General features: G+C 65.7%; 19 protein-coding genes and 1 pseudogene. 9 read left to right on the top strand and 11 right to left on the bottom strand.

Annotated elements, in window-relative coordinates; genetic code table 11:
• Position 1 precedes the first annotated feature (1 nt).
• The 4 genes from CN673_RS17420 to CN673_RS17405 are packed head-to-tail and all read left to right on the top strand — an operon-like array spanning position 2 to position 4001.
• Complete coding sequence (locus CN673_RS17420) at positions 2–1054, top strand: histone deacetylase family protein (protein WP_099867652.1); 1053 nt, start codon at positions 2–4, stop codon at positions 1052–1054.
• Positions 1051–2412 (top strand): aspartate aminotransferase family protein, encoded by a 1362-nt coding sequence (locus CN673_RS17415; RefSeq protein WP_099867651.1) that lies wholly within the window; start codon positions 1051–1053, stop codon positions 2410–2412. Before CN673_RS17420 ends, CN673_RS17415 begins: the two co-directional genes overlap by 4 nt.
• Positions 2409–2852 (top strand): GNAT family N-acetyltransferase, encoded by a 444-nt coding sequence (locus CN673_RS17410; protein ID WP_099867650.1) that lies wholly within the window; start codon positions 2409–2411, stop codon positions 2850–2852. The genes CN673_RS17415 and CN673_RS17410 overlap by 4 nt, the downstream gene beginning before the upstream one ends.
• 18 nt (positions 2853–2870) lie before the next feature.
• Positions 2871–4001, top strand: a complete 1131-nt coding sequence (locus tag CN673_RS17405) for a M20/M25/M40 family metallo-hydrolase (protein ID WP_099867649.1) — start codon at positions 2871–2873, stop codon at positions 3999–4001.
• A gap of 4 nt (positions 4002–4005) precedes the next feature.
• Here CN673_RS17405 and CN673_RS17400 read toward each other — a convergent pair whose 3' ends face one another.
• Entirely contained in the window at positions 4006–4875 is an 870-nt protein-coding gene (locus tag CN673_RS17400) for a helix-turn-helix domain-containing protein (RefSeq protein ID WP_099867648.1), read from the bottom strand.
• A 137-nt stretch (positions 4876–5012) separates the two neighbouring features.
• On the opposite strand from CN673_RS17400, the gene CN673_RS17395 reads away from it, so the two are divergent.
• Positions 5013–6464 carry an aldehyde dehydrogenase gene (locus CN673_RS17395; RefSeq protein WP_099867647.1) on the top strand — a complete coding sequence of 484 codons (1452 nt, stop codon included), beginning with the start codon at positions 5013–5015 and terminating at the stop codon, positions 6462–6464.
• Positions 6465–6536: 72 nt separating this feature from the next.
• Here CN673_RS17395 and CN673_RS17390 read toward each other — a convergent pair whose 3' ends face one another.
• The 7 genes and pseudogenes from CN673_RS17390 to coxB form a co-directional block, all read right to left on the bottom strand.
• A complete protein-coding gene (locus CN673_RS17390; protein ID WP_157928936.1) occupies positions 6537–6908 on the bottom strand; it encodes a Uma2 family endonuclease in 372 nt (123 codons plus the stop codon).
• Positions 6909–6924: 16 nt separating this feature from the next.
• Positions 6925–7113 (bottom strand): annotated as a pseudogene (locus CN673_RS21590) (Uma2 family endonuclease); the annotation flags it as partial.
• A 111-nt stretch (positions 7114–7224) separates the two neighbouring features.
• Positions 7225–8307: a c-type cytochrome gene (locus CN673_RS17380; RefSeq protein WP_245409972.1), complete on the bottom strand. Its 1083-nt coding sequence runs from the start codon at positions 8305–8307 to the stop codon at positions 7225–7227.
• Positions 8307–8942, bottom strand: coding sequence for a cytochrome c oxidase assembly protein (locus CN673_RS17375; RefSeq protein WP_099867644.1), 636 nt, complete (start codon positions 8940–8942; stop codon positions 8307–8309). The genes CN673_RS17380 and CN673_RS17375 overlap by 1 nt, the downstream gene beginning before the upstream one ends.
• A complete protein-coding gene (locus CN673_RS17370) occupies positions 8939–9319 on the bottom strand; it encodes a hypothetical protein (RefSeq protein ID WP_099867697.1) in 381 nt (126 codons plus the stop codon). The genes CN673_RS17375 and CN673_RS17370 overlap by 4 nt, the downstream gene beginning before the upstream one ends.
• A gap of 7 nt (positions 9320–9326) precedes the next feature.
• Complete coding sequence (ctaD, locus tag CN673_RS17365; RefSeq protein WP_099867643.1) at positions 9327–11858, bottom strand: cytochrome c oxidase subunit I; 2532 nt, start codon at positions 11856–11858, stop codon at positions 9327–9329.
• A complete protein-coding gene (gene coxB / locus CN673_RS17360; protein WP_099867642.1) occupies positions 11855–12880 on the bottom strand; it encodes a cytochrome c oxidase subunit II in 1026 nt (341 codons plus the stop codon). The genes ctaD and coxB overlap by 4 nt, the downstream gene beginning before the upstream one ends.
• 199 nt (positions 12881–13079) lie before the next feature.
• On the opposite strand from coxB, the gene CN673_RS17355 reads away from it, so the two are divergent.
• The 4 genes from CN673_RS17355 to fhuB all read left to right on the top strand — a co-directional run bounded on the left by CN673_RS17355 (position 13080) and on the right by fhuB (position 19039).
• Positions 13080–15170 (top strand): TonB-dependent siderophore receptor, encoded by a 2091-nt coding sequence (locus CN673_RS17355; RefSeq protein ID WP_099867641.1) that lies wholly within the window; start codon positions 13080–13082, stop codon positions 15168–15170.
• Positions 15171–15283: 113 nt separating this feature from the next.
• On the top strand, positions 15284–16060 hold the full coding sequence (locus tag CN673_RS17350) for an ABC transporter ATP-binding protein (RefSeq protein WP_210200120.1): 777 nt from the start codon (positions 15284–15286) through the stop codon (positions 16058–16060).
• A gap of 9 nt (positions 16061–16069) precedes the next feature.
• Positions 16070–16999 (top strand): ABC transporter substrate-binding protein, encoded by a 930-nt coding sequence (locus CN673_RS17345; protein ID WP_198586034.1) that lies wholly within the window; start codon positions 16070–16072, stop codon positions 16997–16999.
• Entirely contained in the window at positions 17000–19039 is a 2040-nt protein-coding gene (gene fhuB, locus CN673_RS17340; RefSeq protein ID WP_198586033.1) for a Fe(3+)-hydroxamate ABC transporter permease FhuB, read from the top strand.
• Positions 19040–19042: 3 nt separating this feature from the next.
• Here fhuB and CN673_RS17335 read toward each other — a convergent pair whose 3' ends face one another.
• From CN673_RS17335 to CN673_RS17325, 3 genes are all read right to left on the bottom strand, one after another.
• Positions 19043–21121 (bottom strand): ATP-dependent helicase, encoded by a 2079-nt coding sequence (locus tag CN673_RS17335; RefSeq protein ID WP_099867693.1) that lies wholly within the window; start codon positions 21119–21121, stop codon positions 19043–19045.
• Positions 21122–21224: 103 nt separating this feature from the next.
• A complete protein-coding gene (locus CN673_RS17330) occupies positions 21225–21758 on the bottom strand; it encodes a fasciclin domain-containing protein (RefSeq protein ID WP_370853070.1) in 534 nt (177 codons plus the stop codon).
• 297 nt (positions 21759–22055) lie between these two features.
• The gene (locus CN673_RS17325; protein ID WP_099867640.1) at positions 22056–23807 is read right to left on the bottom strand and encodes a thiamine pyrophosphate-requiring protein; all 1752 of its coding nucleotides are present in this window, start codon (positions 23805–23807) and stop codon (positions 22056–22058) included.
• Positions 23808–23966 lie beyond the last annotated feature (159 nt).

Genomic DNA, 23966 nt, shown 5'->3' with positions numbered 1-23966 from the left:
GATGCGCGCGATCTTCGACGAACGCCAGCTCAACCACCGGCCCGCGCGCTATTTTCGGCGCGGCGCCTATATCACCCATCCCGAGCAGGCCGAACGTGCGATCCTCATTCGCGACATGCTGATCGCCAATGGCTTTGCGATCGACAGTCCCCGCGATTTCGGCGACGCCCCGATCAAGGCGGTGCACGACCCGGCCTATGTCGACTTTTTCAAGACCGCGCACCGCCGCTGGGTGGAAGCGGCGGGCGAGGCCGAACCGATCCCGACCTACCATCCCGGCCGCCGCGCCGGCCGGCCATCGCGCTCCATCTACGGTGAGCTCGGCTACTATGTGACCGACACGTCGGTACCGCTGTCGGAGGGCATGTACGAGGCGATCTACTGGTCGGCCCAGACCGCGCTCGAGGCCGCCGAACGGGTCTGCGCCGGCGAGCGGATGGTCTATGCTCTGTCGCGCCCGCCCGGACATCACGCGCTGAAGGACGGTGCCAACGGCTTCTGCGTCTTCAACAACGCCGCGATCGCCGCCAACCGGCTGAGCGAGCGCTTCGGCAAGGTCGCGCTGCTCGATATCGACACCCACACCGGCAACGGCTCGCTCGACATCTTCTACGATCGCGCCGATGTCTTCATGTGTTCCATACATGTCGATCCTTCCGACTATCCGACCTTCTATCTCGGCTACGAGGACGAGTGCGGGGAAGGCGCCGGCGAGGGCGCGACGCTGAACCTCACGCTGCCGTCGGGCGCCGACGAAGCGCTGATCCTGTCGCGCTTCGACGAAGCGCTTTCGGCGATCACACGGTTCGGTGCCAGGGCGCTGGTCGTCTCGCTGGGCTTCGATATGGCGGCCGACGATCCGCTTTCGGAAGTGAAGCTGACGGGGCGGGGCTTTGAGACCATGGCACGCGCGATCGTCCGCCTCGGCCTGCCGACCGCTCTGGTGCAGGAGGGCGGCTATCTCGGCCCCTCGCTCGCCAAGAATGCCGAACGTTTCCTCACATCCTGCCGCGACGAGCTCGCGCAGGGCCAACCCGATCGAGGTGCCGCATGACCCACCAGCCGAATTCCATCGAAGCGCGCGACATCGCCTATCACCTGCATTCCTACACCGACCAGCGCAAGCACGAGGCGCAAGGCCCGCTCGTGATCGAACGCGGCGAAGGCATCCATGTCTTCGACAATTCCGGCAAGCGCTACATCGAAGGCATGGCCGGGCTCTGGTCCGTCGCGGTCGGCTTCGGCGAGAAGCGGCTGGTCGAGGCGGCGACGGCGCAGATGGAGAAGCTGCCCTACTATCACACCTTCACCCACAAATCGCACACACCCTCCATCGAACTGGCCGAGAAGCTGATCGGCATGGCGCCCCTGCCCATGTCGAAGGTCTATTTCACCAACTCCGGCTCGGAAGCCAACGACACCGCGATCAAGATGATCCGCTACCGCTCCAACGCGCTCGGCAAGCCGGAAAAGAAGAAGATCATCTCGCGCATCAAGGGCTATCACGGCGTAACGCTGGCGAGCGCCAGCCTGACGGGGCTGCCGAACAATCACCGCTCCTTCGACCTGCCGATGGACGGGGTGCTGCACACGACCTGCCCGCATCATCGCGGCTTCGCCAAGGCGGGCGAGGATGAGCGGGCATTTTCCGCACGCTGCGCCGAGGACCTCGAAGCGTTGATCCTTTCGGAAGGCCCCGACACGATCGCCGCCTTCTTCGCCGAGCCGGTGATGGGCGCGGGCGGCGTCATCGTGCCCCCGGACGGCTATTGGGACGCCATCCAGCCGATCCTGAAGAAATACGACATCCTGTTCGTCGCCGACGAGGTCATTTGCGGCTTCGGACGCACCGGCAACATGTTCGGCACCGAGACCTATAATCTCGAGCCCGACATGATGACGCTGTCGAAGCAGCTCTCCTCGTCCTACATGCCGATCTCGGCGCTGATGGTGAACGAGCGCGTCTACGCGCCGATCGCCGATGAATCGCACAGGATCGGCGTCTTCGGCCATGGCTATACCGGCTCGGGCCATCCGGTCGCGGCTGCCGTGGCGCTGGAAAATCTCAAGATCATCGAGGAGCGCGACCTTGTCGGCAATGCCCGCGCCCTGGCGCCGCATTTTCAGGCACGGCTCAAGGCTCTGGAAAGCCACGATCTTGCCGTGGAAGCGCGCGGGATCGGCCTCATCGGGGCGCTTGAACTGAAGAACCCAGATCCGCAGGCGCCCGTGGGCGCGCTCGGCGGCACGGTCAACGCCGCGATGCACCAGCGCGGGCTCATCAGCCGCAACATGGGCGATGCCATGGCCTTCTGCCCGCCGCTGATCGTCACCGAAAGCCAGATCGACGAGATCTTCGACATCGCCGCCGCCGCGCTTGACGCCGTGGCCGGCGAGAAGGTGGCGGCATGAGCCTTGTCATCCGAAACGCGGAAGCGAAGGACGAGACGCGCTGGCGCGAACTCTTCGCGGCCTACAATCGCTTCTATCGCGCGCGCGTGCCCGACGACGTTGCCGGCGCCACCTTTGCCAAGATCCTCGACGACGCGCCCGATATCGGAGCGCTCGTCGCCGAGGTGGATGGCACGGTGATCGGCTTTGCCAACTACCTCTTCCATTCCTCGACCTGGAACACCAAGCCGTCCTGCTACATGGAGGACCTGTTCGTCGATCCCGATGCGCGCGGCGCCGGCGCAGCCAGGGCGCTGATCGAAGGGGTGGAGGCGGCGGCGCGCGAGAAGGGCGCGTTCCGTCTCTACTGGAACACCCAGGAGTACAACGCCCCGGCCCGCTCGCTCTACGACACCATGGTGCCGCGCTCGTCCTTCATCGTTTATCGAAAGGCGCTTTGACAAGGAAGGAACGGCCCGATGCAGCTTGAGGCCCTGTCATTCGACACCCCGGCGATGCTGAAGGAACTGAAGCCGTGGGTGGAGTGCGAAAGCCCGACATTCGATGCGGCCGCCGTCGACCGGATGATGGACCTGGCCGCCCATGACTTTGCCGTGGCCGGCGCCAGCGTCGAGCGCATCCCCGGCCGCATGGGGTTCGGCGGCTCGTTGCGCGCGAAATTTCCCCATCGCGACCACGGCAAGCCGGGCATCCTTTTCTCCGGCCATCTCGACACGGTGCATCCGGTCGGCACGCTGGACGTGCTGCCGTTCAGGGTCGAGAACGGCACCTGTACCGGCCCCGGCATCATGGACATGAAGGGCGGCAACTATGCCAGCCTGGCCGCGATGCGCCAACTGGCGCGCCACGGCATCGAGACGCCCTTGCCGGTGACGTTCCTTTGGACCCCGGACGAGGAAGTCGGCACGCCGAGCACGCGCGACCTCATCGAAGCGGAGGCGCAAAAGAACCGCTACGTGCTCGTGCCCGAACCGGCGCGGGCCGACGGCGGCGCGGTGACCGGACGCTATGCCATAGCCCGGTTCGACCTGAAAACCGAGGGCAGGCCGAGCCACGCGAGCTGGGCGCTGGCGGATGGACGCTCGGCGATTGCCGAGATGGCACGGCGGCTTCTCGATATCGAGGCGATGACCGGCGAGGACTGCACCTATTCGGTCGGTGTGATCCATGGCGGGCAATGGGTCAACTGCGTCTCTTCGCTGTGTACGGCGGAGGCCCTTTGCATGGCTAAGCGCCAGGACGACCTGAACGATGCCGTGGCACGGATGCTCGCGCTTTCGGGCGAGAGCGGTGGGGTCACCTTCACCGTGACGCGCGGTGTCACCCGTCCGGTCTGGGAGCCCGATGACGGCACGCTCGCGCTCTTCGAGGTCGCACGCGACATCGGCCGCGAACTCGGATTCGATCTCACCCATGAAAGCGCCGGCGGCGGCTCCGACGGCAACTTCACCGGCGCGCTCGGCATCCCGACGCTCGACTCCATCGGCGTACGCGGTCGCGGGCTGCACACCCTCACCGAGCACATCGAGATCGACAGCCTGCCCGAGCGTGCCCGGCTGATGGCGGGCCTGATCGCGCGCTTGACGTGACACGCTAGGGCCAGGCGGCGAAGGACTGGTCGCGGGCTGGCCGATCGCCCGCAAGGCGGCGGCGCCGGCCGGGGGCGATTCCTGTCTGGCGCTTGAAGAATCGGTTGAAATAGCCGGGATCCTTGAAGCCCAGCGCCTCGGCGATCTCGGCCGTCTGCAGGTTGGATCCGAAAAGCAGCGTCTCGGCTTCCTGGACGAGCCGGGCATGAAGCAGCCCTTGCGGGGTCTGACCCGTGGCACGCCTGACGGCGCTCGTCAGCCGCGCCCGCGAAATGCCAAGTTCGCCGGCATAGTCCTCGACGCGCCAATGGTCGCGCAGTCGCAGTTCCGCGAGGTCGAGGAAGCGCCGGACGATGGCCGACGGTGCCGCCTTGGCCGAAAGCGTCGCCGGCGCCGCGGCGCGCCACAGCCCGATCAGCAGCACCGCCAGATGGTGGCGACACACGGCTTCGAAGGCGCGTGCGAGCGTCGCGCTTTCACGGCCGATCGCCCCGATCGCTTGCGCCAGCTCCTGCGCGGCAGGTCCGGCAACCGCTCGCCCAGGGATGGGGCGCCTCAGCGTTTCCTTGATTTCCGCGCCGAGCGGACCGGCCGGCAGCGCCTGGCCGAGCGCCAGTTCGTCCGTCGCAATCCGTGCACCGCGCGTGCCCGCATTCAATGTCAGCCGGGCCGCGCCGCCGATCGGCAACCACAGGGCGCAGGGCGCGGCAAACGTGACGCTTGTCGTGTCCGATCGCAGTGACCCGCCGCCGGACAGAAGGACGATCGCATGATGCCGGCCGCCGTCGAGCGTGAACGCGCCCGTGGTCAGCGCCGGGCGGATGGCCTGCGCGTCCATCCCCACCACGTTGCGGGCGATCTTGATCCGGGCCATCGGGTTCCTCCGAATGGTAGAACGTTGACCACTCAGAAGTACAATTCTTTGTGCGCTGCGTCCATTTTTTCCAGGGCGGCGATCGCTATCGTAGCCTCGCCCGAGCTGCGGGCCGACAAAGCAGGAGGAAACGAGACATGGAACAACTGGGATTGAGCATCGGCGAGGCCGAAACGGACGCTTCCGACGGGCGCACCTTCGAGCGTCGCAATCCGATGACGGGCGATGTCGCGACGCGCGCCGCCGCGGCCAGCGTGGAAAACGCGAATGCCGCCTGCGACGCAGCCGCGGCGGCCTTTCCGGACTGGTCGAAGACCGCGCCCGGCGCCCGCCGCAAGATTCTCCTGGCCGCCGCAGATGCGCTTCAGGCCAAGGCCGACGCTTTCGTCGAGGCCATGGCGAGCGAGATCGGCGCAACCGCGGGATGGGCGCAGTTCAACGTGATGCTGGCGTCCGACATGCTGCGCGAGGCCGCCGCGATGACGACCCAGATCACCGGCGAGATCATTCCCTCCAACCGCCCCGGCTCGATGGCGATGGCCGTGCGCCAACCGGCAGGCGTCGTGGTGTCCATGGCGCCGTGGAATGCGCCGGTCATTCTCGGCGTGCGCGCGCTTGCCCTGCCGCTCGCCTGCGGCAACACGGTCGTCATGAAGACCTCCGAAATCTGCCCGCGCACGCACCGCCTGATCATCGATGCCCTGCACGAGGGCGGCGTGCCGAAGGGCGCGCTCAACGCGCTGTCCAATGCCCCTGAGGACGCACCGGAGATCGTCGAGGCGCTGATCGCCCACCCGGCGGTTCGGCGTGTGAATTTCACAGGCTCGACGCGCGTCGGGCGGATCATCGCCGAAACCGCCGGCCGCCATCTCAAGCCGGCGCTGCTGGAGCTTGGCGGCAAGGCACCGATGGTGGTGCTCGACGATGCCGACATCGACGCAGCCGTCGCGGCAGCCGCCTTCGGCTCATACATGAACCAGGGCCAGATCTGCATGTCGACGGAGCGCATCGTCGTCGACGAAAAGATCGCCGACCGCTTCGTCGAAGCCTTCGCCGCAAAAGCCGGAAGCCTCAAGGCGGGCGATCCCCGCGAGGGCAACACGCCGCTCGGTTCGCTGGTCGACGCCAGCGCCGCCAGCCGCATCAAGGAACTGGTCGACGATGCCGTCGGCAAGGGCGCGGTGCTGAGCGCCGGCGGCGGCGTCGATGGCTCGGTGATGGAAGCGACGCTCCTCGACAAGGTGACGCCGGCCATGCGCATCTATGGCGAGGAAAGCTTCGGTCCGGTCGTGACCGTCGTCCGCGTTTCAGGAGACGACGAGGCCGTGCGCGTGGCCAACGACACCGAATACGGGCTCTCGGCTGCCGTTTTCGGCAAGGACGTCAACCGCGCGATGGGCGTTGCCCGTCGTATCGAATCCGGCATCTGCCATGTCAACGGCCCGACCGTTCACGACGAGGCGCAGATGCCGTTCGGAGGCGTCAAGGACTCCGGCTATGGCCGCTTCGGCGGCAAGGCCGGCATCCACGAATTCACCGAGCTGCGCTGGATCACGGTCCAGGACGGCCCGATGCACTACCCGTTCTGACCAGATCATACGCCGGGCGGCGATCACGCCGCCCGGATGAAACGGCACCAACAGGCCGTCGCACCAGTCGCGTCAGTCCGGCGCTTCGTCAACGACCCGCAAACTTGGTCGCGGCGCTGGTTCGAGCGTATCGTAGATGACGGCAAGCGCGATCGTGGTGCCGATTTCCGGCAGCGCGACCAGCTGATCCAGCGCGTCATATTTCTCGACGTCCCACCGGCCTTCCGGACCACGCCGGTAGACCTTGACGGAAAGGACGTCCGGCTCGACCAGCATGATGATGCGAATGTCGCCATGACGCTGATACTCATCCAGTTTATCTGTGACGTCGACGGCAAGTGTGCCGGGCGAAGAGACCTCGACGACAATGGCGGGCAGAACAGCCGCCCGCGCGCGCGTCGGCGGGACCGCAATCAACCACCACGTCAGGATAGCGCACCCCATAAGGGCCGGTGCGCACAGCGGTATCGCTCGAGGTGGTACGGCAACCCCGGCGTTTCGCATCCGGCGACAGCGCCACGACAATATTGCTTGTCACCACGTTGTGGCTTTGCCTGGCACCCGCCATCATGCGGATCGGTACGCCATCAACCAGCTCATGACGCTCGCTCTGGCGGTCGAGCCAGGAGAGAAAGAGCTCTGCCGTCATCGGCTCGGGATCGACAATCCCCATCGTTGTCTCCTGTTGCCGCAGATTTGTTCCATCATGAGGCACTGACGCAGGAGCGCAAGTCCGGCGCTCCCAGCGCTGCCCGGCGGCTTATTGCGGTTCAAGGGTCGAATAATAGGCGGCCAGCGCTTCAATGTCCTCGGGCTTCAGGTGGCGGGAGAATTCGTGCATCGTCTCGGCGAGCGACGTGCCGCCGCGCTTTTCCTCTGCGAAAAGCTCTAGCTGGGTCTGGAGATAGTGGTGCTTTTGTCCGTCGATCGCGGGATAGGCGGGATTGCGATCAAGACGAGCGTGGCAGCTGTCGCAACTCGGGATGTCGTCGTCAGGCAATCCTTCCATGGCGATGGCGCGGCCGCGCTCGACCAGCTCGGCGCCGGGCGCCGTCCGCGTCTCCATGTCCGCGCGGGGAAGGTCCGCGTAATAGGCCGCAAGGTCGGCGAAAAGATCGGCGTCCGCATCGAGCGCGGCCTGGGTCATCACGCCGCTTTCCCGCCGGTTCGCCGCATAGGCGACCAGGCTTTCCTCCAGATAGGTCCGTTGCTGCCCGGCAAGAACGGGCACCGCATCGCCGCGCCCCATCCCATCCTCGCCATGACAGCGCGCACAATCGGCAACGAGCGTCTCAAGATCGTTGACCGCCGGCGCGACCGCATTCGCCGAACTGGGACCGTAGGCGAGATCGCGATACGCCTTTGCATCAAGATCGGGCATCTCACGCAGGAACGCGACCATCGCCCAGATCTCGTCGTCACGGTCCTGGGTCGGCCAGGCCGGCATGCCGGTGAAACGCACGCCATGCTTGACGATGCGGAAAAGCTCCGCGTCGGTCCATTTGTCGCTCGCCAGAACGTCGGACAGCGCGGGCGGCTCCGGCAGCATCTGGCGGGCCCAGGCATCGCGCGGCACGTCCGGCGATGAATGGCAGACCGCACAGCCCGTCTCGAAGTGCCCGGCGGCGGCGGCCAGGCCCTCACGCGGCAGCGGTTCCGGCACCTCCACCGGCAGGGCATAGGTCCTGACGGAAGACTGCATGGCGAAATGCAGGAACCAGTCCGTGATCTTCCAGTGCCCGGACGCCGCGCCGACATTGAAGAGCCCCGTCCAGACCGCGAAGACAGCTGCGAACGGCAAGATCGCCAGCGCGATCGCCACATGCTTCCAGCGGATATGCATCAGCGCGCGCCTCCTTCGTGCGGTGTCAGCTTCACGACCCTGGCGAGCAGCGCGACACCGCCCGCCAGATAAACCGCCGCGCCGAGAAGCAGCATGACCGTTCCGCCAAGCTGCTGGTCGGTCTCGGCCGTGAGCGTCACGCCGAAGCATGTCACTTCGCCGCTGCCGTAGAGGGCGCGCGGCGCAAGCGCCAGCAGCGCGCCGAGCAAGGTCATGTGCACGGATGTCAGGAGCAGGCCGAAGGCGCCGGCGCCGTCACGGGCGGTGCGATCGCCGGCCGTTTGTCCGCCGAGACAGGCGAGCCAGAGAAGGAGGCCGGCCGCCAGAAAGGTCGCCTGTTCGACGATCGCGGCCGGCGCGCTCGTATCGGCAAGGTTTCTCAACGCGGGAACGTGCCACGCCCACACGACGACAAGATCGATGACGGACGCGACGACGGGGGAAAAGAGCATTGGAACCCGATCGGACAGATCGAGCCGCGTGCCGGCAAGGCCAAGCCCGATGAGCGGGGCGGCAATCGCGACGACGCCCATATGCGTCAGCATGTGGCTGGTGAAGCTGGTCTCCTGCGCAAGCGGCAGGCTCCATGCGATGGCGAGCGCGAGAAGCCCAGCGATGAGTGCCGGACGGTTCACGGATTGCACTCCGTGATGATGGCCGCCGGCATCGCCGTGAAGATGACGGCGACGAAACTCAGCGCGCACAGGAGCAGCGTCGCAAATCCCTGGAATCGGTTGCGGTCGTGATGGCTCGGCTCGTCATGGGGCGGCTCGTGCGTGCCGAACCCCCATTGCCGCCAGGCAAGCCAGCCCGAACCTAGAATGGCCAGCAGCGCGATCACCGTGACAATGCCGATCCCCGAGCGCACGGTGATGAAATCCAGCCCTAGCGCATTGCGCTTGGCACAGAAGACCGCGGCACCGACATAGCAGACGAGAAAATGCACCGCCCAGATCGTCGGCGCGGTGAAGAGCGTCCAGAGGCTTTCCACTTCCTTCGGTATCAGCCGCATCATCGCCTCACACCGCCAGGGGGAACAGGCCGACGACGAGGAATGTCGCCAGCGCCGTCACCAGCATGAAATGCCAATAGAGAACGACGTTGTGGATATCGATGTCGTACTCGGCCGTCAGGCGGCCGGCAAAGCTGCCCGCCAAGCAATAGGCCTGCATGACGAGGCCGATGGCGCCGTGGCAGACCGTCCACAAGATGACGATCCAGACGATCGCCGGATAGACGTGGGCGGTCGGGTCCATCCCGTGCGCATAGGGTCCGTAGAGTCCGGCGCAACTGCCGGCCACGGTCAGGACCAGCGACACGCAGAGCCAGAGCCGCAAGCCTTGCGGCCGGTCGGCGCCGTTGGCGGCGCGCGAAAGCAGCATGGCGGCCCAGGCTGCCGCGAAACACGCGGCCGCCACGAGCGGCCAGAGGACACCAGGCCCGGCAAGGCCGTTGGTGAAGTCGTCATGGATCGTCCAGTAGAAGAAATAGCCGAACATCAGGCTGCCAAAGGCCGTGCCGTCGCCGACCATGGTGATGAACATCGCCCACCATCCCACCGATTTCGGTCCAGACACGTAAATCGGCAGCTTGAGCCCGAGCCCGACGTCCTTCTCGCGCTTTTCCGGAATGATCGCCGTGCCCGTCCAGAGCCAGTAGAGGATGCCGCCGCCGGCCAGGATGCCACTGCCCAGCGTCAGCCACCACCAGTGAAACGTGAGGAAGATGAAGACGCCGCCGAGCGCAAAGGCCGAGAAGATCGTCACATAGGCGGGTCCGGACACGCGCAGGCACTGGATCGGCTCGGCCGAGAGCACGCTGGTCACCATCGTCTCGCGCTGCCCTTCCTCGGCATCGGCGAGATAGTATCGCCCGGCATCGACATCGGCCATCAGTGTCGGCTGGTCCCAGAGCGGATAGCGGCTGCGGATGATCGGCACCGAGCGCACACCCCAGTCCTCCCCCGGCATCTCCGTCAGCCATTCCAGCGTGCCGGCGTTCCACGGATTGCGCGGGGCATAGGGCTGCTTCTTCTTCGGCCGCAGCATGTCGTAGGCGATGACGAGGACGCCGGCGGCGAAGATGAAGGCGCCGACGGTGGAAACGAGGTTCAAGAGGTTGAGGCCGAGTTCGTCGGGATAGGTGAAGATCCGGCGCGGCATGCCGCGCAGGCCGGACAGATGCATCGGGAAGAAGGCGACGTTGAAGCCGACGAACATCAGCCAGAACGCGATCTTGCCGAGCCTGTCGGACAGTTTGCGGAACGCGATCATCGGGAAGAAGTAATAGATGCCGGCGATGATCGGAAACATCACCCCGCCGATCAGCACGTAATGCAGGTGGGCGACGATGAAATAGGTGTCGTGCGCCTGCCAGTCGAACGGCGCCAGCGCCACCATCACGCCCGTCAGCCCGCCGATGATGAAGATCGCCAGCGCGCCCGCCGCAAACAGCATCGGCACGGAGAAGATCACCCGTCCGGCCAGAAGCGTCGCGATGAAGACGAAGATCTGCACGCCTGTCGGAATCGCCACCGCCTCGGACGCCGCGGAGAAGAAGGCGAGCGAGATCGACGGCAGGCCGGTGGTGAACATGTGATGCACCCACAGGCCGAACGACAGGAATCCGGTGCCGACCGCGGCAAGCACGATCCAGGAATAGCCGACGATCGGCCGCTGGGCGAAGGTCGGCACGATCATCGCGAGAAGGGCGATCGCGGGCAGGAAGATGATGTAGACTTCGGGGTGCCCGAAAATCCAGAAGAGATGTTGCCACAGCAGCGGATCGCCGCCGCGCTCCGGCTCGAAGAACGGCCAGTCGAACATCCGCTGCATTTCAAAGAGGATGTCGCCGGCGATCAGCGGCGGGAAGGCAAAGAGGATCATGCCGGCGACGATGAGGATATACCAGGCGTAAAGCGGCATGAGGTTGATCTTCATGCCGGGCGGCCGGCACTTCAGGACGCCGACGATCAGTTCGACCGCCGCGGCGATCGAGGCGACCTCGATGAAGGACAGCCCGAGCAGCCAGATATCGGCGCCGATTCCCGCTTCCTCCGACGTTGCCAGCGGCGGATACATGAACCAGCCCGAATTGGGCGCGGCGCCGAAGAAGATCGAACCGCAGACGAAAACGCCGCCAAGGATGAAACTCCAGAAGCCGAAGGCGGAAAGGCGCGGGAAGGGCAGGTCGCGCGCGCCGAGCATCTGCGGCAGGATGATGACGGCGACCGCCTCGAAGATCGGCACGGCAAACAGAAACATCATCACCGTGCCGTGCAGGGTGAAGGCCTGGTTGAAGAACTCGGCCGACACGAAATCGTTGTCCGGCACGCTCAGCTGGACACGCACGATCAGTGCCAGGACGCCGGCGAACAACATGAACAGGAACGCCGCGCCGGTGTACCAGACGCCGACCTCCGTATTGTTGACGGCCGTCCAGTAGCGCCAGCCCGTCGGCGTCTTCCATACCGCGCGCAGGCGCTCGGCCTGCGCCTCGCGCTCGCCGTCGCTGCGCGTGTCTTCGGGCAGGACGTCGGGCAGAACGCTCATTCAAGGCCTTTCAGGTATCGGGCGATCGTCTCGATCTCTTCGTCCGGCAAGCCGTGGAAGCCGGGCATGCGGATGCCGGGCTTGATGACATCGGGACGGCGGATCAGGGCGACGTAGGAATCGATCTCGTTTTGCAGGATGCCGGCGCCGAGGGTATCGCGCGAGCCGACATGGCTGAGGTCCGGGCCGATGACACCGTTAGCCTCGGTGCCAGTGATGGCGTGGCATGCCTGGCAGCCATTGCGCAGGAAGGCGTCGAGACCATCGGCCTTCGCGCCCGGCGACGGCCGGGCCTCGCGGGCCAGCCAGTCGTCGAAGGCGTCCGGCTCCATCACGACGGTCGAGAACACCATGAGCGCGTGCGAGGATCCGCAAAATTCCGCGCAGGGGCTGCGATAGATACCGGTGCGTGTCGCCTCCAGCGTCAGCGTGTTGTCGCGGCCGGGGATCATGTCCATCTTGCCGCCGAGCGAGGGGATCCAGAAGGAGTGGACCACATCCGCGCTCTTGAGCGTGAACACGACCCGCTCGCCGACGGGCAGGCGGATCTCGTTGGCAGCGACGACAGGGTCCTCGCCCGCGCGGTGATAGGTCACGCGCCACCAGAACTGCTCGCCGGTGACCTCGATCCTCAGCGCCGGTTCCTCGGCGACGGCCGTCCACGGCCGCAGCTTCGGCATGAGCGACAGGCCGTAGGCGAGAAGCAGCGTGAGGACCACGACGGGAAAGACGGCGCCGCCCCACAGGATCAGCCGCCCGGCCGCCCGCTCGGAGTGGGGTTCCCGCTTGATCCGCGTTGCATAGTAAAAGCCGCCCATGACGGCGATCCAGATCAGTGTGCCGCCGGCGACCATGACCCAGAACAGCGTCGCGACCGCTTCGGCCTCCGTGCCAGCCGGGTCAAGCGCCGACTGGACCCCGGCGCACCCGCTCAAGAGCACTGCGAAGGCGATGAGGAAAAGTTGTTTCAGTGGACGCCTCTCCCGCCTGCCGCGTGCGTCCGAAGCGACGCCGATACTCATGAGCCGTAAAGTGCACCACAACTTGTGGCATCGGCAAGAGACGGCAAGGCACCCGACGCAAAATTGTCGCTTTGGCAAAATCTTGAATTATCCTGACAAATATCGGAATGTTTTTTGACGTTCCGCGGGATTCATAACTTGATTCCAATTATCATGTTTTGTAAGTCCCTTCTCGACAGTTTCAGTCGGGGGATATTCCGTGGTGCTTTTTTCGCTTTCGCTGCGCCGTCATGCGCTCTTTACGACCTGCCTGGTGCCGCTTGCGCTCGCGCCGGCCGCCGCCCAGGAGGCGACCGATCTTGAGGTTCTGACGGTCGAGGACCAGTCGGTTTCCGCCGACCAGGAAACGGGCGGGCCGAAGGGCGAGACCATCGTGCGCCAGGCGACCATCGGCAAGGGCGACCGGGTGATCGCCGAAACGCCGCGTTCCGTCTCCGTTGTCAGCGAGCAGCGCCTCTCCGATCAGGGTGTCGACGACATCTCCGACGCGTTGTTCTATGTGCCGGGCGTCTACAGCGAGACGTTCGGTCCCGACACGCGTGTCGATTCCAAATATATCCGCGGCGTCTCCGCACCGCATTTCCTGGACGGGCTGCCGCACAATTTCGGCTTCTACAACAACAGCCGCATCGATCCTTACGCGCTGACATCCGTCGAGGTCATCAAGGGCCCGGTCGGTGCGCTTTATGGCGGCGGCGCGCTTGGCGGCCTTGTCAACCTGACGAGCAAGATGCCGCAGGCCGAAACCCACCGCGAAGCCTTCGTCGAAATCGGCACCGACCAGCGCAAGCGCACGGGTATCGACGTCACCGGCGCGCTCGATCAGAACGGCACCTGGCTTTATCGCTTCACCGGCGCCGTGCAGGATGCCGGAACGCAGATCGACACGGTGGACGACAACGGCTTCTTCGTGATGCCTTCGCTGACCTGGCAGCCGACCGACGACACCAAGCTGACCGTTCTCGGCTATTACCAGAAGGACGACGGCGAGCCGACCTCGCGCTTCATCCCGATCGAAGGCTCGCTGCTGCCGACGGACAACGGCAACTTCGTCGGCTACGACACCTTCGTCGGTGAGCGCGGGTTCGACACTTACGACACCGAAAAGGCCTCGATCACCGCGCTCTTCGAACACCGCTTCAACGATGTCTTCAGTGTCGACGTCGCGGCGCGCTACTCCGACAGCAACGTCGAATACGACCAGATCTATCCCTATCCGTGGAACGTGACGGGCGACAGCGTTCCGCGCCTGCTCTATTCCTCGCGCGCCTATCTCGATTATTTCGTCTCCGATGCACGGGTGAACGCCGATTTCGACACCGGCGCGCTGACGCACAATGCGGCTGTCGGTCTGGACTACCAGAACGCCACCACCCGCAACGACAGCATCTCGATCCCGAACTTCGACGTGTTCGATCTGATCAATCCCGTCTACGGCACGCCGATCCCCGACTTCGAGCGCGTCGCCGGCACCGATCAGAAGACCGACCAGACGGGCATCTATGCCTATGACCGGATCTCTTTCGACGACCGGCTGTTCGTTTCGCTCGGCCTGCGCCACGACTGGTACAACGACGCCGCCGACACCAAGACGACGGCGTGGAGCGGCAATGCCGGCGCGCTCTACCGTTTCGACAACGGCATCGCGCCTTATGTCAGCTACGCCACCGGTTTCACCCCGGTCGCGGCGGACACGTCCGGCTTCACCTATGATCCTGTCGAGGGACGCCAGATCGAAGCGGGCGTCAAGTACCAGCCGCCGGGCACGCCGCACCTCTTCACCGCAGCCGTCTTCGACATCCTGCAGACCAACCGCCTGCAGCCGAACCCGAACGGCGGACCGGGACTTCCCGACTCGGTGCAGACCGGCGAGACGACCATTCGCGGCATCGAGCTGGAGGCGCAGACGAGGGTCAACGACTTCGAGCTTCTGGCCGGCTACACCTATCTCGACACAGAGGACGAGACCACCGGCTTCCAGCTGGCGTCCGTGCCGAGCCATCAGGCTTCGGCATGGCTGACCTGGCGCCCGCAGGGCCAGCTGGAAGGCTGGGTGTTCGGCGGCGGCGTGCGCTATGTCGGCGACAGCCTCGACGGCGCCGACAATTTCGAAACGCCGTCCTACGTGCTTGCCGATGCGCTGGTCGGGTACGAGACCGAGACGTGGTCCGCTCAGCTCAACGTGCAGAACATCACGGACGAAGACTATCTGACGACATGCCTGGCGCGCGGCGACTGCTTCTACGGGCAGGGCCGGACGGTCAATTTCCGTCTCGCCACGCGTTTTTGAACGAAGGTCGACGAGGGGAGCCAACGCACCTTGACGCCACGACCAGCCACTTGCCGGCGGACCGACGGACCCGGATGCGAAAGCATCCGGGTTCGATCACGTCTCGGGAGGACATGACGATGCTCGACGTGCGCGACATCGCCGTCACCCATACCGGATGCACGGTGCTTTCCGTCGATCATCTCAGTTTTCCCGACGCGGGGCTGACGGCGATCCTCGGCCACAACGGCTCGGGCAAGTCGACGCTGATGAAGGTCATGGCCAGGCAACTGAAGCCCGGCCGGGGCCAGATCACGCTCGACGAGGCGCCGCTTTCCGGTTTCACCCAGCGCGAACTGGCACGGCGCATCGCCTATCTGCCGCAGCAATTGCCGGAGGCAGCCGGCATGTCTGTGGCCGAACTCGTCAAGCTCGGACGCTTTGCGTGGCGCGGCGCGATCCGGCGCTGGACGCCTGAGGACATCGCGGCCGTCGACGAAGCCATTGAGCTTACCGGGATGGCGCGATTTGCAGATCGCCAGGCCGACAGCCTGTCAGGCGGCGAGAGGCAGCGCGCCTGGGTCGCCATGCTCCTGGCCCAGGCGGCGCCGCGACTGCTTCTGGACGAGCCGACATCGGCCCTCGATCTCGCCCACCAATACGAACTCGTGGCGCTCCTCAAACGGCTCGACGAGACGGCCGGCCGCAGCGTCGTGGTCGTCCTGCACGACATCAATCTCGCCGCACGCTTCGCCGACCGGCTGATCGTCCTGAGAAAGGGCCGGGTCGCCTTCGATGGCAAGGCCGCGGACCTGATGCAGCCGGCCCTTCTTTCCGACCTTTTCGGGGTCGCCATCGATCTCGTCGATCACGGACCGAGCGGCCGGCCGGTCGCCGTCGTCAACAGTTGAGGCTTATGCATGTTTCTCCACCGCTTCCCGCGCCTTGTGCTGATGCTGGCTGCTTTCGCGATCCTTGCGGTTCCCGCCAACGCCCTGACGATCGAGGATGACAGGGGCACGGTCGAGCTCGACGGTCCCGCATCCCGCGTCGTCGCGCTGTCCTGGGCGGCGGTGGAGCAGGTTGTCGGCCTCAACGTCAAGCCGCTGGCGATCGCCGATGTCGAGGGTTACCGCACCTGGGTGGCGCGCCCCGAACTGCCAGAAGGCGTTGCCGATGTCGGGCTTCGCAACGAGCCGAGCATCGAGCGCATCGCGGAACTGAAACCCGACCTCATCATCGCCACCGACGACCAGATCGATCTCGTGCCGCGCCTGGAGAAGATCGCGCCGGTGCTCTATTTCAAGCTGTTCAGTGCTGATCACGATAATTTCGAGGCCGGCAAGGCCGCGTTCCTGAAGGTGGCCGCTGCCCTGGGCAAGCGGGACTTCGGCGAAGAGCGGCTCGCAAAGCTCGATGCCGGGCTGAAAGCCGAGGCCGCCCGCATTACCGAAACCTTCGGCGACGATCCTCCCAAGGTCGCAACGATCCGTTTCATGACAACGGCGCTTGTGCGGCTTTATGCCGACAACGCCATGGCGGTGCACGCCGCCGAAGCGATCGGCCTTCAGCATCCCTTGCCGCAGCCGGCGACGGCGTGGGGCATTGCGCAGAAGAAGGTCGAGGACCTTGCAGCGATCGAGGATGGCATCGTCATCTATATCGAACCGTTCGACGAGAAAGGGGCGTTGTTCTCCGAACCGATCTGGCAGTTCATGCCTTTTGTGCGGTCCGGCCGGTTCACCGCGATCCAGCCGACCTGGACCTATGGCGGCCCTCTCTCCGTCGGATATCTCGCCGAGGCCATCGCCGATGCGGTGATCGATCTCGACGCACCGAAAGGCAACTAGGTGACGCAGGCGGCCGAGGGCCTGAGCGCCGTGCCACGGTCGGCGCACGCGCATGGCGCGGCAACGGGCAATGGCATGCTGGCGCATGCCGGCGCCTTGACGCTGGTGCTCGTCGCGTCGCTCGCCACACACCTCACGCTTGGCAGCGGCTTCATGCCGGGCCGCCATCTCGCCCTTCTTCTCGGCGCCGAGCCGGAAGCCTTTGCCGACGTTCAGTTCCTCTATGCGGAACTGCCGCGGCTTGCTCTCGCCATGATGATCGGCGGCGCGTTCGGGCTGTGCGGCAGCGTCATGCAACAGGCAACGCAGAACCGGCTGGTCTCGCCGATGACGCTCGGCACCTCCTCGGGCGCCTGGCTGGCGCTTGTCGTCGCGATGGTCTGGTTTCCCGAGGCGCGCGATACATTCGGCGCCTGGATCGCGATGGCCGGTGCCCTTTCTGCCCTCATGCTCGTGCTGTTCGTTACCGGCTTGACCGGCATCGCCGGCCTGCCGTTGATCCTTGCGGGCATGGCGGTCCATATCCTCCTATCCTCCATCGCCAGCTCGCTGGTCCTGCTCAACGATCAGGCGACGCAGACCCTCTTCATCTGGGGCGCCGGAGACCTGACGCAGACCGACTGGCGCTGGGTGACGTGGCTGTGGCCGAAGCTCGCGGTCGGGCTCCTGCTCTTCGTCGTGGCGCCGCGCGGCCTTGCTCTCATGCGTCTTGGCGCCGACAGCGCGGCGGCACGCGGGCTGCCTGTCGTGCCCTTTCTCGGCCTGCTGCTCATGCTCAGCCTCTGGATGAGCGCCAGCGCCATCACCGCCGTCGGCATCATCGGGTTCATCGCGCTCATCGCGCCCAACATCGCGCGCATCGCCGGCGCCTCGACGCCCGGCGCGGAGATGGCCTTCAGCCTCTTCTGGGGCGCCTGCCTTCTCGTTGCGACCGACGCGGCGGCGCTGGCCGCCAGCACATTCACCGTCAACCTCGTGCCGAGCGGCGCAGCCGCCGCGCTGATCGGCGCGCCGGCCCTCATCCTGATCACCGCGCGGCGCATGCGCGCAGCCGATCACACGCGCTTCTCCCTGCCGAAAGGCCCCGGCCATCTTCCAGCCTCAAGGGCCGCCTTGCTCGGCGCCATACTGCTCGCCATCCTCGCCGTCGCGTTCTTCATAGGACGCAGCGAAACCGGATGGACGATCGCCGCGCCGTCGGAGCTCGTCGCCGATCTGCGCTGGCCGCGGATCCTCGCCGCCACCGCCGCCGGCGCAGGGATCGCGCTCGCAGGCGTCATCCTCCAGCGGCTCATCCGCAACCCGCTCGCCAGTCCGGATATTCTCGGCCTGACCTCGGGCGCGGTGCTGGCACTGGTCGGAACCACCCTCCTCATGGGCGAGACGATCCGCACCGCAGGACCACTGATGGCGCTCGCCGGCAGCGCGGCCGTTCTTGCGATCCTCATCGCCATCGGCAGGCGGCAGGCCTATGCGCCGGGCCTCATGGTGCTGGTCGGCATATCGCTTGCGGCGCTTGCCGATGCGATCACCCAGTTCGCGCTTTCTGTCGGCGACGAACGCGCCTACCAGCTGGTCAACTGGCTGAACGGCTCGACCTATCGGGTCGATGCGGCCGGCGCGGTGACGCTCTGCGCCGTCATCGCGGCACTCGCGGCGATCACCCTTGCGCTGCGCCGCTGGCTCGGGCTGATCTCGGTCGGCGATGCGATGGCGGCGGCGCGCGGACTGGCCGTCGGGCCGGCTCGCCTCATCCTCCTCGTCATCGCCTGCGCCCTTGCGGCGGCGGTGACGACGCTGATGGGTCGCGTTGCCTTTGTCGGCCTCATCGCGCCGCAGGTCGCCGCGCTCATCGGCGCGCGCAATGCCAGCCATCAGGTCCCCGCCGCCATGGTGATCGGCGCCGCGCTGATGATCGGCGCGGACTGGCTGGGACGGACGATGATCTATCCCTTCCAGCTGCCGGCCGGCGCCATCGCATCGATGGTCGGCGGCTCCTATTTCCTCATTCTCCTGATGACGTCCCGCCGCCGGGCCTGACGGCTATCGCCACATGCCGCGCATGCGGGCCGTCAGATCGCGCGAGACGGCCGGCACGGGCGAGGGCTCCTGCGCCCCGGCCGAAAGCGGCGGCCAGACCTTGCGGTCGAACGCGTCGAGCATCGCATCGGTGATGAAGCGCGTGCGCTGGGCATAGACGTGCCGATCACCGGTCCTCGCCTGGCCGTGGGTGTAGAAGCGCTGCGGCACCATGAGGGTCAGGTCGTCCTTGGCCCGCGTCATCGCGACATAGAGCAGCCGGCGCTCTTCCTCCAGCTCTTCCGAATTGCCCGTCGCAAGGTCGGACGGCATGCAGCCATCGACCACGTTGAGAAGGAAGACGCTCTTCCACTCCTGCCCCTTGGCCGAATGAATGGTGGAAAGGATCAGATAGTCCTCGTCCTTCAGCGGTGGCCCGGCCTGGTCGCTCGTGGCATTGGGCGGGTCGAGCGTCAGGTCCGTCAGGAAGCGCTGGCGCGAGGGAGCGCTCGCAGCGATCTGCTCCAGCTGGATCAGATCGCCGCGCCGGATCGCGGCGTCCTCGTGCAGTCGCTCCAGGTGCGGCTCGTACCAAAGGCGCGCCGCCTCCAGATCGCCCGGCCAGCCGGATTGTCCGTCACGCAGTCCATTGAACAGCGTGACGAAGGCCGGCCAGTCTTCGGCCGCACGCTTGGGCGGAACGAAGGCATCGAGGCCGAGGCCGACGTCCAGCGCCTCGCTCATTTTCGTCATTGCCTGGTCGGCCGCGGACGGGCCGATGCCGGGGATGAGCTGCATGGCGCGAAAGCCTGCGATGCGGTCGGTCGGGTTCTCGGCAAAGCGCAGCACCGCCAGCATGTCCTTGACATGGGACGCATCGAGGAATTTCAGACCGCCGAACTTGACGAAAGGGATGTTGCGCCGCGTCAGCTCGATCTCGAGCGGGCCGGAATGGTGAGCCGTGCGAAAGAGAACTGCCTGCTGCTTCAGGGCGATCCCTTCCTCGCGTGCAGCCAGCACCGCTTCGCAGATGTGGGCGGCCTGTCCGTTCTCGTCGCGCACGGTGGTCAGGGATGGCTTCGATCCGCTCGCCCGATCGCTCCACAGGTTCTTGGTGAAGCGCTCGCGCGCCTCGCCGATGACGCGGTTGGCGGCGCTGAGGATCGGCACGGTCGAGCGATAGTTCCGCTCCAGTGTGACGAGCCGGGCAGGCGGCGCGAACAGACCGGGAAAATCGAGGATATTGCGCACTTCCGCCGCGCGGAAGGCGTAGATCGACTGTGCGTCGTCGCCGACGACAGTCACGCCCGCGCCCGTCGGCTTCAGCCCCGTCACGATTCGCGCCTGGAGCCGGTTGGTGTCCTGGTACTCGTCGACCAGCACATGATCGAAGCGGTCACCCATCTCCGCACTCAAGGAAGGATCGGCCGCCATCTCGGCCCAGTAGAGAAGCAGGTCGTCGTAGTCGAGAACGTTCGCCGCCTGCTTGGCTTCGACATAGCCGGAAAAGAGCGTCTTGAGCTCCGCTTCCCAGCCGACACACCACGGAAAATGCGCGGCAAGGACTTGCGCGAGCTCGGCCTGCGCATTGACGGCACGCGAATAGATCGCAAGGCAGGTGTTCTTGGCGGGAAAACGGCTCTCGGTGCGCGAAAGGCCCTGATCGTGGCGCACCAGATTGAGCAGGTCGGCCGAATCGGCGCGGTCATGGATGGTGAACGCCGGATCGAGACCGATATGAGCGGCGTAGTCTCTCAAAAGGCGCGCGCCGATCGCGTGAAAAGTACCGCCCCAGGTAAGCCCCTGCGCCAGCGTCTGACCCTGTGGTCCCATGACCTCGCCGACGATGCGCTCGACCCGCCGGGTCATGTCGTCCGCCGCGCGGCGCGAAAACGTCATCAGCAGGATGCGGCGCGGATCCGCCCCGTTAACGATGAGATGCGCGACCCGGTGGGCAAGCGTGTTGGTCTTGCCCGAACCGGCCCCGGCGATGACAAGCAGCGGCCCGGCCACCGCCCCGTCACCATGGAGAACGGCGCTGCGCTGCGCCGCGTTGAGGCGGGCAAGGTAGTCGGGAGACGAATCACGGACGGCAATGTTCATTGGCGCATGAAGCATCGTTTCTGCTTTGTTCGCAACAGCATGCAAATGGGCCGGCGGATGATCCGCCGGCCCATTGCTCATTTTCGTCACTTGATCGCGCGCGTTACTGCGGCATCAGCACCGTGTCGATGATGTGGACGACGCCGTTCGACTGCATGACGTCCGCCTGGGTGACGGTGGCCGCGTTGCCGCTTTCATCGAAGACGACGAGATTGTCGCCGTCCATCTGAAGCGTCAGCGTATCACCCGACACAGTCGTGACGTTGTGCTTGCCGCCATCGTCCTCGATCATCTGCATGGCGGCTGCGGAGGTCGCCTCGGCCGGGACCACGTGATAGGTGAGGATCTTGGTCAGCTGGTCCTTGTTTTCAGGCTCCAGAAGGGTCTCGACCGTGCCCTCGGGCAAGGCCTCGAAGGCCTCGTTCGTCGGTGCGAAGACGGTGAATGGGCCTTCGCCGCCGAGCGTTTCGACGAGACCGGCAGCCTGAACCGCCGCGACGAGCGTCGTCAGGTTGGATGCAGCGGACGCATTTTCGGGGATCGGCTTGGCCGGATCCATCGGTGCACCGCCGACCATGGGCATATCGCCCGATGCGGCCATATCGCCTTCGGCTGGCATCTCGGCGTCGGACGACATGTCGGAATCGCCCGTCATGCCGGAATCCGGTTCCATCGTGTTCGATGCACCGGGGGCATCCATTGCACCGGTCGATGACCCGGATTCCTGGGCTACGGCGACGGTGGCAAGGCTGGTGCCGGCCATGAGGGTACCGATTGCAGCAGCGCGGATAAGGGACTTGATCATTGTGACGTCTCCCGTCGGTTGTCCTCCGCCAGAACGGCAGAGTTCGAGGAAGCTACGGGACGGTCACAAGGCGAGTTTCACCTCGATGTGCAATCGCGTTGTCAAACCGATCACGTTGACGTCATCGCGCTACGGACGCACCCTGACGTCGAGCAGCGCCAGCGTGCGGTTCTCCTCGATGTGGCGGATCGCCTCGCTGAGCGCGTCCGGAAGGTCCGCGCCATCCGTCACGGTGCGGGCATAGGCCCGGCTGGCCTCGGCGACCTTGGTGAAATCCGGCACTGGAGAGAGCGCGGTCAGCGGCATCCGGTTGGTTTTCGACGCATAGCCATCGGGGTAGATGCCGAGGACGGAGTGGCGCACCGCGCCCCACTCGGCGTTGTTGACGATGACGATGAGAATGGGCAGGTCGAGCGCCTCGGCGATCTGGTGGCAGGCGACCGGATTTGCGAACATATAGGCGCCGTCGCCCATGGTCGCGACGATCAGCCGGTCGCGATCGGCAAGCTGCATGCCAAGCGCCGCGGGGAACGACCAGCCAAGCCCGCCCGAATGCGGCTCCTGATACCAGGCGCGGGGATGGTCGAGCGCCATCGGTGCCATCGGTGCACCGAGTTCGGAGAGGATGGAGGCGTCCCTGGACTTGACCGCATCGGACAGACACAGGCTCACCCAGTCCTTGGTCATGGGCGAGCCATTGCCCGCCTTGGCCCGCGCAATCGCCGCCTGGCGAGCGCTCTTGTTGTCGCAGGCGACACGCGTGCGGCGTTGCTCCACCACGTCGCTGTCGACATCGGCGGCGGAAAGGGCCGTGTCGAGCGCCATCAGGCCATCGGCGACATCTGCCGTGATCGCCAGGTCGCAGCGGAAATTGCGCACCGGAAACCGGCTGTAGAGCGGATCCTGGCCGAGATGGATCACCTTGCAGCCGGGCTGAAGTTCGTGGATGTCCGGGGACCATGGCGCAAGCGAATCGATGACCAGAATGGCGTCGGCCTTCTCGATCAGTGCTGCCGGGTCGAACGGCGCGGCCATCGGATGGTCGAGCGCGATGGCGAGCTTGACCGCCCAGTACTGGCAGACCGGGATGGCGTGGCGCTCGGCGATGGCCGCAAGCGCGGCAAAGCCCGCATCGGAGCCCGCGCCACGCTGCGCGATGATCAGCGGGTTCTTCGACGCAGCAAGGATCTTCGCCGCCTGTTCGATGCTCGGCTGATGCAGGCCGAGCGCCGGCGGCGTGATCGAAGCGGGCGCATCGAGCCCGTCGGCGGGGCAGGGCTGGCACAGCACCTCGCGCGGCAGGCTCACATAGACCGGCCCGCGCGGCGCCGCGCCGGCGATCGCATAAGCCCGGTCGATCGAGTCCACCACCTGTTCGGGAAAACGCAGTTCATAATCCCATTTGCAGGCCTCGCGCACCAGCGCCGCCTGATCGCGCATCTCCTGGCCCCAGCCGATCGGCACGGTGCGTGTGCCGAGCCGGCCCTTCTCCGTCGTCGGCGTGCGGCCGGAAAAAAGCAGCATCGGCACATGATCGGTTGCGGCGTTGATCGCGCCGAGCGCACAATTGGCGAGCCCGACATTGGTGTGCGCCATCACCGCCTGGGCACGGCCGGTAGCGAAATAATAGCCGTGCGCCATGCCCATCGCAGCCGCCTCGTGCGGCATGACGAGGGCCTGGGGAAGCTCCATGCCCTTGGCTTCCGCCTCGGCCAGCCCTTCGATGATCGGCGGGAAGTCCGTGCCGGAATTGGCGAAGATATAGTCGACGCCGAGCGCCTTCATGCGGGCCAGGAGGGCGCCGCCCGCCGTCATGCTTTGCGTCTCGCCCGCCACCGTGTCACGCTCGCCGGATCGATCCGCCGCTACCGTTTTCGCCATTCTTACGCCCATTCGTTACTATATTTGAAATCGTCAGTTCAATTATTGACAACCTGACGCGGTCTCGTCAATCTCCCTGCCAATGTCGGCCGGCAATAGACTTTGGGATGGCTTTGCACGGTCAACCGAAATCGCGCAGTGTGATACGCGCGCAAAACA

Source organism: Neopararhizobium haloflavum (genome assembly GCF_002750855.1).
GTDB classification, from domain to species: Bacteria; Pseudomonadota; Alphaproteobacteria; order Rhizobiales; family Rhizobiaceae; genus Georhizobium; species Georhizobium haloflavum.
The sequence above is the reverse complement of the archived record's forward strand: the minus strand, read 5'-3'. Positions and strand labels throughout refer to the sequence as shown.